Below are 17,263 nucleotides of genomic sequence, written 5' to 3'. Positions count from 1 at the left end.
TCTCTGTTACAAAAATTTATTCTGCCCGCAACGACACCACCGGACTGATCAACGCCGCCTTGATGCTCTGAAAGCTAATGGTACACAGGGTGATAATCATTGCGCCGAGCCCGGTAGCCGCGAAGATCCACCACGAAGGCTCAATACGATAAGTGTATTTTTCCAGCCAGTGACCCAGCAGGTAATAGGCCACAGGCGAGGCCAGGCCAAATGCGATCGTGACAAGCATAATGAACTCGTTCGAGAGCAGTTTCCAGACATTGAAAACCGATGCACCCAGCACTTTCCGGACGCCGATCTCGCGGGTGCGCTGCTCGGCAATGAAGGACGACAAGCCGAAAAGCCCGAGGCAGGAGATCAAAATGGCGAGGACGGCAAAGAAATAGGCCAGCTTGCCGACACGTTCCTCGGCTGCAAATTTCAATGCATAGTCGTCGTCGGCAAACTTGTATTCGAAAGGTGCGAGCGGGATCAGCTTTTTAAATACGGACTCAATGCGGGGCAGGGCTTCGCTGACGCTCATGTTGGGATTGATCCGGATATGCATCCAGTTGGGGCCACCATGCGCTCTGATCATGAACATCGTCGGCGCGGTAGGCTCATAAGGCGATTCCATCACCACATCCCTGATTACCCCGATGATACGGTAATGCATCACAGGCCGGTCCTGGAATTTCCAGCTTACCGGCTCCCCGATCGGGTCTTTCAGCCCCATGTATTTCATTGCTGCTTCATTGATCACCATTCCCGACGAATCCGACGCCAGCGTTTCGGAAAAATCCCTGCCCTGCACAAACTTCCAGCCGACAGTGCGGCCATATTCGGAACTGACCATCAGTGTGCCGAAACTTTCATTGGCAGCAGGGCTTTTTCCACGCCATTCGAACCCGTCGTTGCCGGACCACACTTCGGTAACTTTCCCCATCGATTCGGCGATATCGGTTACGGCGCCGGTACTCCGCAGCTCGTTTTTGAGCAAGTCGTGCTTGCCGTAAAAATCCCCCGACTTCATCTCTACCATCAGCAGCCCTTCCCGCGTGTACCCCGCAGGGCGGTTTTTCGCAAACTGGATCTGGCGGAATACGATAATGGTGCCGATCACCAGCGTGACGGAAACCGTGAACTGCACTACTACTAGCACTTTACGCGGAACCGATGCAAAACGGCCGACGCGAAATGTTCCTTTCAGAACCTTCACAGGCTGGAACGACGACAGGTACAATGCAGGGTAGCCTCCCGCAAGCATACCCGTGAGCACTATAAAGCCCAGGCTCACCGCCCAGAAACCTACATTTGTCCACGGGATCGATATTTGCTTGGCCGCCAGCTCGTTGAACCACGGAAGCGCCAGCGATACCGCCCAAAGCGCCAGAAGGAATGCGAGAATCACCACGACAAACGATTCACTGAAAAACTGGTTGATCAGCTGCTTCCGTACCGAGCCCATTGACTTACGTATGCCAACTTCCTTCGCCCGTTTTTCCGATCGGGCGGTGGAAAGGTTCATGAAGTTGATACAGGCAAGCAATAGCACGAATGCGCCGATAATGCTGATCAGCCACACCATTTGCAGTGGACCTTCATCAGGCTGGCCGCGTTTGAAGTTATGCAAATGCCAGTCGCGCATAGGCAGCAGAAATACTTCCGGCTTGTTTTTAGCTTCGGCAGGAAAGCCTGCCAGGTTCTTCATTTCGGCGTTCTTAATATCCGCAGAAACCAGCTCAAAGTCGGCATCCGGACGGAGTTCGACATAAATTTTCATGAAATGATTCTGCCAGTCGGTCATGGCACGCTCCCTGATCCACGGATTGTCTAGCTCCCAAAGCACAAATGGTGCCAGAAATTTGACCTGGTTGAACTGGGTGTTCTGAGGAAGATCTTCGTAAACGCCCGTAACCTTGGCATCCAGCTTGTTGCTGATCTTAACAGCCCGGTTTACCGGGTCGATATCTCCGAACAATGCGAGGGCAGTCGATCTCGAGAGCATGATCGAATGCGGGTCGCGCAGGCCCGCGCGGGTACCGTATACCATTTGCAAAGTCAGCATTTCGGGCGCTTCCGGGTCCATGTAGAGCCCTGAACGCGAAATCTTGCTTTCTCCTGCCGACAGCACGGCACCTGCGTCCCAGGAAGCTGCTATGATGTGCTTGAAGTACGGCCTGTAATTGGCCTTCAGTTCGGTCATCAACGGATATTGCACCGACGAATTGATCCCTACCCCATGCTCGCCGAACTCCCGCGAACGCACCTGTGCAATGCGCGCGTAATTTTCGTGATAGGTATTGAACGAAAGCTCGTCGTAAACCCAAAGCCCGATGAGCATGGCCACCGCCATACCGGCAGCCACCCCGCCGATATTAATGAAGGAATACACCCGGTTTTTAGCCAGCTGGCGAAGCGCGATTTTCAGATAGTTACGTAGCATGGTCCGAAGCAGTTTAGGGATAGATGGTCAGGGGTGGTCAGGTGTTGTTTCGTTTATCAAAAAAAGTAAGCCTAATACGTTGAAAGCCGGTTCTGGCGTGCTGAAAAGCTTTTATATCAAGAAGTTGTCCAAATACGGACACTCGGCGTTCATCAGCGGACTGCTGGTAGAGGTATATAATTGATTGTCAATGGAGAATACAATGCGGCTCAGTTGATAGAAATTGTCGCCAGCCTGGCCCGGGGAGGCGGACAAAACCGCATTCAGGTCGCAAAAAATCCCAAAAAAAATAAAAATTTCACAAAATGACCGAGGGTAGCGTCGGCGCAGAGTACTCTTATGAATAACCTACTTACATGATTTGTATGAACCAGAAGTATTCCGCAGAAAATAAGACTGGTGCAAGCGAGCCGACGGGGCCGGGATTCGATTTTCCAGGTATCCGGAAGCCCCCGGCGGACTTTGTCGATTCGGAATTGTTTATCAAACAGGCATTCATCACCGATCCCGCTCGCGGGTACGAGTTGCTTTTCAAGCGCTACTATAAGCAGCTTTGCAGCCATGCGGTGCGGTTTGTCTATGCCCGCGACGTCGCTGAGGATCTTGTGGTGGAGGTATTCAGCCAGTTTTGGTTGAAGCAGCTGCATACGGCAGTGACTACCTCCTACCGTTCCTACCTGTTCACGACGGTCCGGCATGCGGCATTTCATCATATGCGAAAGAATTTCGGGAAAGAAACGGTCACCGATGGACTGGCCGATCTCCCGCTCGCTACACCGGCCAGTTCGCCCCAGCAAGAACTGCAATACCAGGAGCTGGTACTGAAAATCGAGCAGGTAATCCGGTCGTTATCGCCTCAGAACCAGAAGGTGTTCCTGATGAGCCGCTTTGAAGGGAAACGCAATACGACCATCGCCGAAGAGCTCGGCATTTCAGTCAAAACCGTCGAAGGACACATTACCAAGGGGCTGTCGATCCTGCGGAAAGCATTGCAGGATCACGGGCTGCTCTCACTGATCCAGATTTTACTCCTGTTCGTCTGACGGTCTAACGCCCTCGGATATATGTCATACAGAATTTAACGAAGCATGAAAAAAACACTTCTCTCCAAACAGGTCATCCAGAACTTCTTCGAAGGGAAAACTACCCGTATGCAGAACATTCTGATCGGGGAATGGCTGGAAAACCCCGCCAACCGCGAGCTGTATTTTCAGTGGCTCGACGAATGGGAAACCGAAAATCCGCAATTCACACCGGATGTAGAGCAGGCCTATCAACGTTCATTGTATACCGTTCAAAACAATATGGGTGTTCCGCAGCCGGATAGTGCCGCTGCCGACACGTCGGTGAGAACCTACCGGGACGTATTGAGAGGTCGGCTCTTAGTATTCAAATGGGTTGCCGCTGCTTCCGCTGCGCTCATCATGGGCGCTTATCTGCTGTCCGATTTCTGGTTTTACAAACAATATGAAACCGGTTACGGAGAGATTAGGACGGTGGTCCTGCCCGACAGCAGCCGTGTCACGCTGAATGCTAATTCCGTGCTTAGCGTCCCCCGCTTCGGGTTCGGCGGCGGCACGCGCGAGGTGAACCTGAAAGGCGAGGCGGAATTTGCGGTGAAGCATACCGTCGATCACAGCAAGTTCATCGTCCGGACACCGGACAAGCTGGAAGTCAAGGTACTAGGAACGGAATTCATCGTATATAGCCGCGAACGCGGCTCCAAAGTGGTACTTAGCCAGGGCAGCGTGCAATTGCGTTCACTGAAAGAGGCAAATCCCAAACCGATGCTAATGAAACCCGGGGACGTAGCCACGATGTCGTTGCAAGGTGCACTTACCCTCAAACACAGCGGGAGCCTCTCAGCGCATCAGGCCTGGAAACAGCGCCTGTTCATGTTCGAAAACACCCCTGTTTCGGAGATCGCGTACCAGATCAGCGAGCACTTCGGCGTGAACGTCGTGGTAGCCGATTCCACACTCGCCCGACGAACCATCGGCGGTACGTTCAATGCAAGCGACCCCACCAATGTCCTGAAAGTCCTTTCCGATGTCCTGAATGCACGGGTAACCCACTCGCCCGCCGGAGCCGACCACGGCGAGACTTTCGTACTTGACACAAGCCATTTGTAATTTCTTAATCATCCATAATCATGACGAAACTATTACACGTTAAAGTTCTGGTAACCTTAATGGCGGGATGTCTGTTGAATGGCGCCCCAATTAAAGCCCAGCTCATGGCCCAGAATCGTCCGCCCAAAAGCAGTACAGCGCCCACGATCATCCCGGGCAGCCGGATAGCGCTGCGGGACGCCCTGATGCAAGTTAAAAAGCAATACAAAGTCGATATCCTGTTTGAAGAAAAGCTGTTGGAGGGCCTATTCGTATCACCAGCCCAGGTGCAGGCCGGACAAACGATCGAGAACAAGCTCAGCAATATTCTGCCGGCCGGGCTGCGCTATAAAAAGGTCAGCAAACAAACTTACCTCATCCTCACGACCGCCGAAGAAGGCAAACCCGGCGCGCAACAAATCGAGCTGATTGCCCCGGAGGAAACCCCGTCTGCCACACAGCAGACATTCACAATGTCGCTCCAAAGCAATCACTCCCTTTTGGAAATGGCCCGGAAAGCGGCGGACAGAACCATTTCCGGCGTCGTGAAAGGAGACGGCGGCGAAGCGCTCCCGGGTGTGAGCGTGCTCATCAAAGGCACTACGCGAGGAAGCACCACCGATGCCAATGGTAAATACAACATTGCCGTCAGCGACGATCCCAAGGCTGAAATAACGCTGGTATTCTCGTATGTCGGCTATCAGAACCAGGAGGTGATCGTCGGCAGTCGCTCCGCTATTGACATTACGCTGGTCCCTGACCTGAAAAGCCTCGCAGAAGTGGTGGTAGTAGGTTACGGAACGCAGAAACGCGAGCAAATCACCAGCGCCGTTGCGAGTGTCAAATCAGAGGACTTCGTAAAAGGCCCGGTGCAGGACGCAGCCCAGCTCATTCGCGGAAAGGTAGCCGGGCTGAGCGTCATTACGCCCAGTGGTGACCCTACCGCCGTTGCGCAGATCACATTGCGGGGCAATGCCACCATCAATGCGAGTTCAGACCCGCTCGTGCTCATCGACGGCGTGCCGGGAGGGCTCAACACCGTCGCGCCGGAAGACATCGAATCCATCGACGTGCTGAAAGATGGCTCGGCCGCCGCTATCTACGGTACCCGCGGCACCAACGGGGTAATCCTGATCACCACCCGGAAGGTGAAAGGCGAAACCCCTCCGACTTTGGAAGTGAACTCCTATTTCACCACACAAAGACTTACTCGCAAGCTCGATTTCATGGATGTAAATCAGTACCGCGCCCTGGCCGCCCAGGGTAAACCCGGCGCCATCGACTACGGCCATAGCACCGACTGGCTGAGCCAGGTAACCCAAAAGCCATTATCTCAGGTACATAATGTCAGCCTCCGCGGCGGCTCGCGCACCACCAACTATATCGTGAGCATGGAATACCGCCGGCTGAACGGCATTATGAGGAAATCGGACAATTCGACGGTGTTTCCGCGCATCGAGGTCAACCACTCGATGTTCGACGGTCTGCTGAAAATCAATGCGAACCTGAGCGGTTACCAGCAGAAATACTTCTCCGTCGACGGCGGCCCGTATTCCGGCCTCGTTTACCGCAATGCACTCACATTCAACCCGACCGAGCCTTTGAAGGACGCAAACGGCAAATGGACCGAGCGCACCGACAAAACAGATTACATGAACCCCGTTGCGCTGATCGAGGAAACGAATGGGCTGAACCGCAACAACAACCTGCGCACATACGGGACCATTTCGCTCGCGCCGGTGGAAGGACTGGAAATCAAAGCTTTGCTTGCGCGGGATATGTTCAACAGCACGCGGGGATATTATGAAACCAAAAACCATTATTCCACCAGCCGCAACGGCCGGAACGGCTTTGCCTCACGCGGTACCACCCGCACGCAGGACGATCTGTTCGAGTTCACGGCGAACTATAACAAGTCCATCCGGGATCACAACTTCGTCGTCCTCGCGGGGCATACCTGGCGGCGCTACAATACGGAGAACTACTGGATGCAGAACTGGGATTTCCCGACCGACAATTTTTCCTACAACAACATCAACGCCGGGCTTGCATTACGTCGCGGGCAGGCTCCGGAACTGTCGGAGCAGTCGGAGAACAAGCTCATCAGCTACTTTTTCAGGGTCAATTACAGTTTCATGAACAAATACCTGCTCTCGGCGAGTATCCGTCATGAAGGTTCCTCCCGCTTCGGGGCTAATCACAAATGGGGCAGTTTTCCGGCATTCTCGCTAGGCTGGAATCTAAAAAAAGAGGCATTTCTGGAAAAAGCCAATACGGTTTCGAACCTGAAACTCCGGGCAGGTTATGGTGTGACCGGTACCGAGCCGGGCAGTTCTTATATTTCTTTGAATAAAATCAATTTCAATACCAATGTACTGATCAACGGCCAGTGGGTGCAGACGATCAACCCGTCGAACAATGCCAACCCGGATCTTCGCTGGGAACGCAAGGAAGAAGTGAACATCGGTATCGACTACGGTTTCCTGAACGAGCGCCTGTCAGGCTCGATCGACCTCTACCGTCGCACCACCCGCGACCTGATCGCCAACTTCCCCGTGCCTACGCCGCCCTATTTGTACAGCACCATCACGGCCAATGCGGCTTCCATGGAAAACAAGGGGGTAGAAATCCAGGTGAATGCGATCCCGTTCCAAACCACGGCATTCCGCTGGGTCACGTCCGTCAATTTCTCTACCAATGCCAACAAGATCCTCTCCTTATCGGACGACAAGTTTGCATTAGCCAGCGGCTACTTCGATACCGGCAACACCGGCGAGCCCATTCAGCAAGCCACACACCGCGTGCAGGTAGGGCAGCCGCTTGGTAATTTCTGGGGTTTCAAAACCATCGACATCGACGAAACCGGCCACTGGATCATCGAAGGCAAAAACCGTGAGCCCAAACCCATCGCCCAGCAGCAGGCCGACGACAAGCAGATCATCGGAAATGGCTTACCCAAGCGCTATTTGAATTGGAATAACACATTGACGTACAAAAACTTTGACCTGAACATCACTATGCGCGGTGCATTCGGCTTTCAGATTCTGAATATGACCGAGATGTTCTGGAGCGCACCCGTGATGCTTACCCGCGGGAATCTCCGCGCCAACGCCTACGACCCTATTTACGGCAAACGTCCGCTAGCCGACGACCAGTCGCTGAACTACGTGAGCTACTATATCGAAAACGGCAACTACTGGAAGATCGATAACATTACTGCGGGCTACAATCTCCGGTTGAAGAACAAATACCTCCGCCACGCCCGCATTTACCTGGCAGTCGCCAACCTCTACACGATCACCGGCTACAAGGGGATCGACCCGGAAGTGGGTATCAGCGGGATGGCACCGGGCATCGACGATAAGAACCGCTACCCCGCCACAACCAGCTTCACCGCGGGGGTCATGCTGACATTCTAGTTTTATTCAAATTCCTCAAAAGACTATTGACAATGAAACCATTGAAACAATATATAGGAACTGCGTTTTTGCTCATGATCGCTGCAAGCGGCTGCAACAACGACCTGACCGAAAAAATCTACTCCGAAGTAACGGAAGATACTTATAACTATTCCAGCGCCTACCAGGCTATGAGCATCGGGTACGCCAATATGCGCAGCCTGATCTCGCACACGCACTGGTACATGGCGCAGGAGTCGACAGCCGATGGCATTGTAATGCCTGCTAACGCGTCGGGCTGGGACGATGGCGGGATTTACAAGCGTATGCACCTGCACACGTGGAATTCGGAAAACCCGCAGATCAGCAACATGTGGAATACCTTCTACTCAGGGGTGATCAATGCGAACCGGCTCATCGACCAGCTATCGAACGACAAAATCGCCATTCCAACAGGCGTTACCAAAGAGGCGCTGATCTCCGAAATGCGGGCGGTACGGGCATTCTTCTACTGGCTCATTTGCGACAACTTCGGCGATGCCCCGCTCATTACCGACCGTTCCGACGCGTTGCTTGAAAAAACAGCCAGAAAGGACATTTACCAATTCATTGTCAAGGAATTAACCGAATCAATCCCTACACTCAGCGAAGACCGTAACACGCTGCTGTATGCGCGGTTCAATAAATGGGCGGCCAAAACGCTGCTCGCGAACGTGTACCTCAACGCCGGCATTTATGCAGGAGAGACCAAGTGGGAGGAGTGCCTCTTGCAGTGCAACGACGTGATCGCTTCTGGTAAATACCAGTTAGAAACGGGTCTCGCAGCGCCTTTTGTTACCGAAAACCAAAATTCGCCCGAGATCGTGTTTGCAATCCCGTTTGAAGAAAACCTGGCCGGCGGATTCAGCGCCCATATGTTTTCGTGGCACGCTTCGCTGAAAAACAAAGTCAATATGCTGGCCACGCCCTGGGGTGCAGGCTCGGCGAAGGGTGTGCCCCAGTTTATCAATACGTACGATGCCGACGACCAACGCCTGAAATCGACCTGGATGATCGGTCCGCAGTTTGCCGCGGATGGAATTACCCCGCTGAAAGGCTCGTACGATCAGGCCGGCAAGAATGTCGTGCTCACCAACGAGCTGCCGGACGGACTGTACACCGGCGAGGCGGAAGGTTACCGGATGAATAAATTTGAAGTAAAAATGCAGGCGCAGGGAAGCCTGGGCAACGATTTCCCGGTGTTTCGGTATGCGCAGGTGCTCATGATGAAAGCCGAATGCCTCTTGCGTACGGGCAAGGCCAACGACGCGGCCACGCTGGTGTCGCAGGTACGGGCACGGGCGTTCGCCGCCAAACCCGCTAAAGCGACGGTGACCGGCACAGACCTTCAAAAAGGCAGTGCCTACCAATATGGGTATGTTGAAAATTACAAAGTAGTTGATCCCGGCGATGCCAAGGCGGTACAGTACGGCAGGATGCTCGACGAGCTTGGCTGGGAGTTTGCCTGGGAGGGCTTTCGCCGGCGCGATATGATCCGGTTCGGGGTTTATACCACCAAAAGCTGGCTGTCGCACAAACCCAACGGCGCTTTCAGGGCCGTATTCCCCATCCCGCAGATCGCCATTAACTCCAACCCGAAATTGAAACAGAACCCGGATTACAACTAGCAGATATGAAGAAAGTGCTGATCGGCTGTGCATTGTTTTTGACGGCGGGCTTTGTTTGGGTCGGCGGAGCGGTTGCCCAATCGGGCGATGGCCGGTCTGGCGACGAAACCAAAGTCCCGCAACAAGTAATGCAGTACATTTTTGAGGAAGTAAAAACCCCTTACAAATACGGTGTGGTGATCCCCCAGCCCGACAAAGACAAGATGGTCGACAGCCCGACCGTGTTCCGGAAGGGCGGCATCTGGTACATGACTTACATTATATTCGATGGCAAAGGTTATGAAACCTGGCTCTCCAAAAGTGATAACTTACTGCAATGGACTTCGCTGGGCAGGATTATGTCTTTCACCGAAAACACGTGGGACGCTACGCAAAAAGCGGGCTATGTGGCCCTGATTGATACTGAATGGGGCGGCAGCTACGAAGCCGAAAAGTTCGCAAACAACTATTGGCTCTCCTACCTCGGCGGCTCTGAAAAAGGTTACGAGGCCGGCCGGCTAGGCATCGGCATCGCTACCTCCCCCGACTTGACCAAACCGAACGAGGTAAGCCGCCTGCCAAAACCCGTACTCTCGGCCATTGACAAGGACGCCCGCTGGTACGACGACAAAACGATTTACAAAAGCCTCGTCATCCGCGACAAGGCCCGCAAAACAGGCCATCCGTTTGTGATGTACTACAATGCCAAAGGCGAAAAAGGCGACGACAAGGGTAACGGCTTCGAAAGCATCGCCATGGCCGTCTCCGACGACATGACGAATTGGGAACGCCTCGGCGACAAGCCATTGATCACACGCCATACCGGCATTTGCGGCGACGCTCAGATCGCGAAAATCGGCGATGTATATGTGATGTTCTATTTCGGGGCGTTCTGGAAACCGGGTGCATTCGAACGGTTTGCCTGCTCCTACGACCTTCAAAACTGGACAGATTGGGCCGGCCCCGACCTCATTTCCCCGACAGAACCCTACGACAAAACCTACGCCCACAAGCCCTGGGTCGTCAAATGGAACGGCGTGGTATACCATTTTTACAACGCAGTAGGCGAAAACGGCCGCGTCATCGCACTAGCCACTTCCAAAGATTTAAGAGCCAAAACCAATCCCTGACCACACCTGACTATTCGTGTACAATTCGTGCCTTCGTGGTATTCCAACTAAAACCGAAAATGAAAAAACTCCTATTGTTCGCGGTGCTGCTGGCAACCCTGCAAACCACAGCCCAACCCACCAAAGAAGCCACCTACACCCAGGCCAAAGCCCCGCTGAGGCCCAACCCATACAGCGAGCTGCCGCTAGGCGCCATTAAACCGCAGGGCTGGCTCAAAGAAATGCTCGTTCGCCAGAAGAACGGCTCCACCGGTAAGCTCGACGAACTGTACCCGCTCGTCATGGGTAAACGCAACGGCTGGCTGGGCGGCGATGGCGACCAGTGGGAACGCGGCCCCTACTGGATCGACGGACTGCTCCCTCTCGCCTACATCCTCGATGACCAAGAGCTCATCGCCAAAACCAAACCCTGGGTGGAATGGGCCATTGCCAGCCAGCAGTCCGACGGCTATTTCGGTCCGTCCAAAGACTACGGTCACGAGCCGGGCGTACAGCGTGATAACAGCCGCGACTGGTGGCCCAAGATGGTGGTATTGAAAATTTTAAAACAATACTATTCCGCTACCGGCGACCAGCGGGTCATTACTTTGATGACCAACTATTTCAAATACCAGCTCAAAGAACTCCCTTCAAAACCGCTCGATAACTGGACATTCTGGGCGAGGTACCGCGGCGCGGATAACCTGGCTGTCGTGTATTGGCTTTATAATATTACCGGCGACAAGTTCCTGCTCGACCTCGGTAACCTTATCCATTCACAGACCTTCGACACCAACGCATTTCTGAACACGGATATGCTTTCGACGCGCGGCAGCATACACTGTGTCAACCTCGCCCAAGGTATCAAAGCGCCGCTAATCTATTTTCAGCACCATCCTGAACAGAAATACCTCGACGCCACCAAAAAGGGCTTCGCCGATCTCCGCAAGTTCAACGGCCTGGCGCACGGCCTGTACGGCGGCGACGAAGCATTGCACGGGAACGACCCTACTCAAGGCTCAGAGCTTTGCTCGGCCGTGGAAATGATGTTCTCGCTCGAAAGCATTCTCGAAATCACCGGCGATGTAGGCTATGCCGATATGCTCGAAAAAGTGGCGTTCAATGCTTTGCCGACGCAGGCTTCCGACGATTTTATGACGCGCCAGTATTTCCAGCAAGCCAATCAGGTAATGATGACCCGCCACCAGCGTAATTTCGATGTGAACCACGGCGGCACCGACGTGTGCATGGGCCTGCTCACCGGCTACCCTTGTTGTACTTCCAATATGCATCAGGGATGGCCGAAGTTTGTCCAGAATCTCTGGTACGCCACCGCTGACAAAGGTATCGCGGCACTTACTTATTCTGCCAGCGAGGCGAACATCAAGCTGCCTGGCGGCATCAGTGTGGCCGTGAAAGAGGAGACCTCCTACCCTTTCGAAGAAACCATTAAATTCACCGTGAATCCTTCGTCGAAAGCGGTGTTTCCCTTCCATATGCGCATTCCTGCGTGGTGCAAAAAGGGGGCAGTCAAGGTGAATGGCAAGCTCTGGCTCGAACCAGACGGCAACCAGATCGTGAAACTCACGCGTGAATGGGAAAAGGGCGACGTGGTGGAACTGACATTACCCATGCATATCTTTAAAAATACCTGGGTTGAAAACTCGATTTCCGTGGAACGTGGGCCACTTACTTATGCATTGAAAATAGGCGAAACTTCCAAACTGGTGAAAAACGACAAAGACCCGATCGATTACGGTGCGAGCTATACGGAACTGCGGCCGACCACGCCCTGGAACTACGGATTGATCCTCACGCCCGACAACAAACTGGAAGAACAATACAAATGGGAGGTGGTGAAACCGGTTTCTAATTATCCCTGGAACCCGGAGAATGCGCCTTTGCAGATCAAAACCAGGGCACGCCGTATTCCTTCCTGGGGATTGTATAATGAAATGGCCGGCCCGGTTCCGTACAGTTTGACGTACCAACTGGAAACCGAAGACAGAGAGGAGGACATTGTGCTCATCCCTTACGGCTGTACCAATCTGCGGATCTCACAGTTTCCTTTGGTGCACCGGAAAAAGTAGAGTCCTGAAAAGCAGGATTTTGAATTAAACCAAACCTTGAAATGCATTTAATCTCCAAAATATACGCTACCGCCGCGCTCGCATCGTGCCTGCACGCGACGCCATTCCAGGTACAAGCCCAGCAGCGCATTCAACCCGTGCGGTTCTCCGAAGTCAACATTACCGACCATTTCTGGAAACCCAAACAGGAAAAGGTAGCCACGGCCACATTGAATGCCTGTATCATTCAAACCGAGGAAAAATCGGGCCGCATCCGGAATTTCGAGAAGGCGGCACGCCGGCAGGGGGAAAAGCACGAAGGCATTTATTATGACGACAGCGATGTGTATAAAGCCATCGAAGCCATGGCCTATTCACTCAAAAATCGCCCCGACGCCGCATTGGAACGCAAAGCGGACGAATGGATCGACAAAATCGCGGCCGCCCAACTTCCGGACGGCTATTTGAATACCTATTACACATTAACCGACCTCAAACAGCGCTGGACCGACATGGAAAAGCACGAGGATTATTGTGCCGGGCATTTGATGGAGGCAGCGGTGGCTTACTACAACACCACCGGCAAACGCAAACTGCTCGATGTCGCTATCCGCTTCGCCGACCATATTGATTCTACCTTCCGCGTGGCCAACCGGCCGTGGGTATCCGGCCACCAGGAAATCGAGCTGGCGCTGATGAAAATGTACCACCTCACCCAGGAAGACCGCTACCTGAAACTCGCCGACTGGTTCCTTGACCAGCGCGGCCACGGATATGGCAAAGGCAAGATCTGGGACGAATGGAAAGATCCCAAATACTGCCAGGACGATGTGCCGGTAAAGCAGCAGAAGGAAATCACCGGCCACGCCGTACGCGCGATGTACCAGTACACAGGCGCAGCCGACGTAGCGTCCGTTACGCAGGACCCCGGCTATATGAACGCCATGACAGCCGTGTGGGAAGACGTCGTTTACCGCAATATGTACCTGACGGGCGGTATCGGCTCCTCCGGCCATAACGAAGGATTCACCGACGACTACGATCTTCCGAACGGTTCCGCATACAGCGAAACCTGCGCCTCGGTGGGCATGGTGTTCTGGAACCAGCGCATGAACGCGCTCACCGGCGAAGCCAAATACATCGACGTCCTCGAACGCAGCCTGTACAATGGCGCGCTGGACGGCCTGAGCCTGAGCGGTGATACTTTCTTTTACGGAAACCCGCTTTCTTCGATGGGTAACAACGCGCGCAGCGCCTGGTTTGGAACGGCTTGCTGCCCTTCCAACATTGCCCGGCTTGTGGCGTCCGTCGGGGATTATATTTATGGTAAATCAGATGGGAAGATTTGGGTAAACCTTTTTATAGGCAGCAATACCAGTTTCCAGATGGGTAAAACTGCTGTCCCGCTCAAAATGGACACCAATTATCCCTGGGACGGGAATGTAAAAATCAAAGTTACGCCTGCACAAAAAGTAAAATATGCGCTGAATATCCGCATTCCCGGTTGGGCAGCCGAAACCACCGTTCCCGGCGGGTTATACAATTTTGCAGGCGCCGGTAACAGCAAAATCGAAATACTGCTGAATGGCAAGCCTGTCAATTATCAAACGGACAAGGGTTATGCGGTGATCGACCGCACCTGGCAAAACGGTGACGAAATCGAAGTGAGACTGCCCATGGAAGTACGCCAAATCAAGGCGCGCAATGAAGTGAAAGCCGATGCCGACCGGATCGCCCTGCAACGCGGCCCACTGGTGTACTGCGTGGAAGGCGCCGACAATGCAGGTGAAGTATGGAGCTTGCTCGTTCCCGAAAACCCTTCATTCAACATCCAGAAAGGCCTGATCCTGAACGAGCCCGTCGTCTCTATCCGGGCCAACCTGCAAGTTATAAAACCCACGCCCGATGGCCTGAGCGTAAAGTCGGAACCGCAAACCGTCACCGCGATTCCATATTATACCTGGGCCAACCGTGGCCGCGGCCCAATGCAGGTGTGGCTGCCGGTGAAGATGAAAAATATCAGGATTGCGGAGTAAGCCCTATTCACTCCGCAAACTCCTCACCGGATCGAGCATCGCCGCCCGCAGGCTCTGAAAACTCACGGTAACCAACGCGATGGCGGTCATGAGCGAGCCCGCCGCCACGAAAAGCCACCAGGATACGGAGATTTTAAACTCGAAATTCTGCAACCATTGGTCCATCAGGTACCAGGCAACAGGTGAAGCGATGATGATCGCCAGCAAAACCGGTTTCAGGAAGTCCCGGGAAAGTAAAGCCACAATGCTGCTCACGGACGCTCCCAGCACCTTTCTTACGCCGATCTCCTTGATCCGCTGCTCGGCGGTGAAGGTTGCGAGACCGAACAGCCCCATACTCGCTATCAATACCGCCAAAATGGTCGCGACCTCTATAAGCCGGGCTGTGCGGGTTTCGGATTGATAGGCTTGTGCAAGGGTTTCGTCCAGGAAACTGTATTCAAAGACCTGGTCGGGGAATGCCTTGGTCCAGGCTTTTTCAATGTCTGCCAATGCGGTTTGAATAGACGTTGATGTAGGATTTTCGCTTTGTAACTTGATGCCGGCCTGGTAAAAATTATTAGGAACGACTTGAAAAACGGTCGGATCGATCTTCTGATGCAGCGAGTTAACATGGAAGTTGCGGACGACACCCGCGATTGTGGCAAACTCGTTGCCATCGCCGTAATAGACCCTCTGCCCGACTGCCGCCCGGGGATTGGTGATGCCGATCCGGCCGAGAAATATTTCATTGACAATAACCCTGAAATTCCTGGTGGTATCGCTGTCTTTCAGCGGCTCACCGGCCAGCATTTGAATGCCGTAAGTATCAAAATAATGTGAATCGCCCATTTTCATCTGGGTTTTCACCTGAACCACCTTCGGCCCCTGCCGGTATTCCATCGCCTGTATCCAGTTGCTTTCGGCGGAGGCGCTGTTGAATGAAAAGCTCACGTCCCTGATTTGCGCGGAACGGATCAGCTGTTCGCGAAAAGTGTGCAGTTTTTCGGGCCTGTTGTCGGGCAAACCTACGGTAATGATGGCCGATTTGTTGAAACCGAGGTCCGCGTTGCGAAAGAAATCCAGCTGCCGGTCGATCAGCATCGCGCAGCAAATCAGCACGAGCGAAACAGCGAATTGCACCACTACCAGCCCTTCCCGCATTGAAAACCACTGGCCGGCAGGTACTATCGCATGGCTTTTCAGCGCCCAGATCGGCGCCATGCCCGACAACCGTAAAGCAGGATAAATCCCTGATAATAAAGTAGTTAACAGCAACAGAAAACCCGCAAACAGCGCTGTGGAGCCTGTAAAAAGATCGTCCAGTGTCAATGGGATGGCAAGCGCCGCCACCAGGACCGGCAATAGCAACACGCTGATTATCAATGCCAATACGCCACCAAAAAGTGTAACAAAACCTGCTTCGGTGAGGAATTGGTAAATCAGCGATTTGCGGCTACTGCCCACCGCCTTGCGTATGCCCACCTCCTTCGCGCGCTTGAATGCACGCGCTGTGCTGAGGTTAATGAAATTGAAGCAGGCAATCAACAGAACGAGCGCGCCTATAACCGAGAGTGTTTTCAGCAAGCCCACATTCGCGCTCCTGCCGCCGAGGTTACCCGTGTAATGGATCTCAGACAGATGATTGAGCTTGAAACGCTTGTCGGGAAGCGCCTCCCTACCCATGTATTTCACTACTACCGATTTGAAGCGTCCGGTGAGCTGCTCCGGGGCAACGCCTTTTTTTAACACTACAAATACCTGAAAGTTGTCATTCCAACCATTCCATTTATTCTCCTCGAAACCGGGGTCTATCTGCTTTACCGTTGTGAACGACACCAGCATGTTGAACGGGAAACTCGTGGTAACCGGGTAGTCCTCTACGACGCCGGTGACGGTCAGGTCCTGCTTATTATCCATTCGGATCGTGTTTCCGAGCACATCGACAGTCCCGAAATACTTTTCCGCGTAAGCGCGCGTGAGCACGATCGCGTTCGGTTGCGACAATGCGCGGGCGGGATTGCCTGCGACCCAGGTATAGTCGAGCGTTCGAAAGAGGGCATTATCCGTAAATACGACCGATTCGCGGAACCTCCTTTCCCCGGCGCTCCGACGGCCGTAGGCGGTCGCGCCGCCAGCTGCCATCGTCTTGCCGTCTCTCTGCATAATCGGGGCGATGGCTTCGGCTTCGGGCAGGTCTGTGCGGAGCGCATTAGCCATGCCCGTATAGGTACCAGGGTAAGTATGGTTTTCCTTGATATTTTCGGTTTCAACCCGGTAAATCCGGTGCAGGTTCGATTGCGACAAGTCGTAGCTCGTCTCGTGCCGTACTACCAGAAAGACCATTAATGCGCAAGCCATTCCCACGGCGAGCCCGGTTACATTGATGAAAGAATAGCCTTTGCTGTTGAAAAAGCTCCTGAAAGCGATGGTAATGTGATTTTTGATCATGACCGGGCCGGAAGTTTTAGATTCATTCCCGCACCACTA

9 protein-coding genes are annotated in these 17,263 nt (G+C 53.5%); 7 read left to right on the top strand and 2 right to left on the bottom strand.

Annotation, left to right across the window (positions count from 1 at the left end):
- Window positions 1–16: 16 nt before the first annotated feature.
- On the bottom strand, window positions 17–2,425 hold the full coding sequence (locus AC2YIT_RS19865; RefSeq protein ID WP_487280316.1) for an ABC transporter permease: 2,409 nt from the start codon (window positions 2,423–2,425) through the stop codon (window positions 17–19).
- Between the two features lie 365 nt (window positions 2,426–2,790).
- On the opposite strand from AC2YIT_RS19865, the gene AC2YIT_RS19860 reads away from it, so the two are divergent.
- The 7 genes from AC2YIT_RS19860 to AC2YIT_RS19830 are packed head-to-tail and all read left to right on the top strand — an operon-like array spanning window position 2,791 to window position 14,794.
- Window positions 2,791–3,468, top strand: a complete 678-nt coding sequence (locus AC2YIT_RS19860) for an RNA polymerase sigma-70 factor (protein WP_487280315.1) — start codon at window positions 2,791–2,793, stop codon at window positions 3,466–3,468.
- A gap of 45 nt (window positions 3,469–3,513) precedes the next feature.
- On the top strand, window positions 3,514–4,557 hold the full coding sequence (locus AC2YIT_RS19855) for a FecR family protein (RefSeq protein WP_487280314.1): 1,044 nt from the start codon (window positions 3,514–3,516) through the stop codon (window positions 4,555–4,557).
- Window positions 4,558–4,577: 20 nt separating this feature from the next.
- Window positions 4,578–7,955, top strand: a complete 3,378-nt coding sequence (locus AC2YIT_RS19850) for a SusC/RagA family TonB-linked outer membrane protein (protein ID WP_487280313.1) — start codon at window positions 4,578–4,580, stop codon at window positions 7,953–7,955.
- Window positions 7,956–7,987: 32 nt separating this feature from the next.
- Window positions 7,988–9,601, top strand: a complete 1,614-nt coding sequence (locus AC2YIT_RS19845) for a RagB/SusD family nutrient uptake outer membrane protein (protein ID WP_487280312.1) — start codon at window positions 7,988–7,990, stop codon at window positions 9,599–9,601.
- 5 nt (window positions 9,602–9,606) lie between these two features.
- Entirely contained in the window at window positions 9,607–10,710 is a 1,104-nt protein-coding gene (locus tag AC2YIT_RS19840) for a glycoside hydrolase family protein (RefSeq protein ID WP_487280311.1), read from the top strand.
- 59 nt (window positions 10,711–10,769) lie between these two features.
- Complete coding sequence (locus AC2YIT_RS19835; RefSeq protein ID WP_487280310.1) at window positions 10,770–12,779, top strand: beta-L-arabinofuranosidase domain-containing protein; 2,010 nt, start codon at window positions 10,770–10,772, stop codon at window positions 12,777–12,779.
- Between the two features lie 41 nt (window positions 12,780–12,820).
- The gene (locus AC2YIT_RS19830) at window positions 12,821–14,794 is read left to right on the top strand and encodes a glycoside hydrolase family 127 protein (RefSeq protein WP_487280309.1); all 1,974 of its coding nucleotides are present in this window, start codon (window positions 12,821–12,823) and stop codon (window positions 14,792–14,794) included.
- Between the two features lie 3 nt (window positions 14,795–14,797).
- Here the strand turns inward: AC2YIT_RS19830 and AC2YIT_RS19825 are convergent, their stop codons facing one another.
- Window positions 14,798–17,224 (bottom strand): ABC transporter permease, encoded by a 2,427-nt coding sequence (locus AC2YIT_RS19825; protein ID WP_487280308.1) that lies wholly within the window; start codon window positions 17,222–17,224, stop codon window positions 14,798–14,800.
- Window positions 17,225–17,263 lie beyond the last annotated feature (39 nt).

This window comes from Dyadobacter sp. SRI_021 (assembly GCF_057586235.1).
This window is presented reverse-complemented; position numbering and strand designations above follow the sequence as displayed.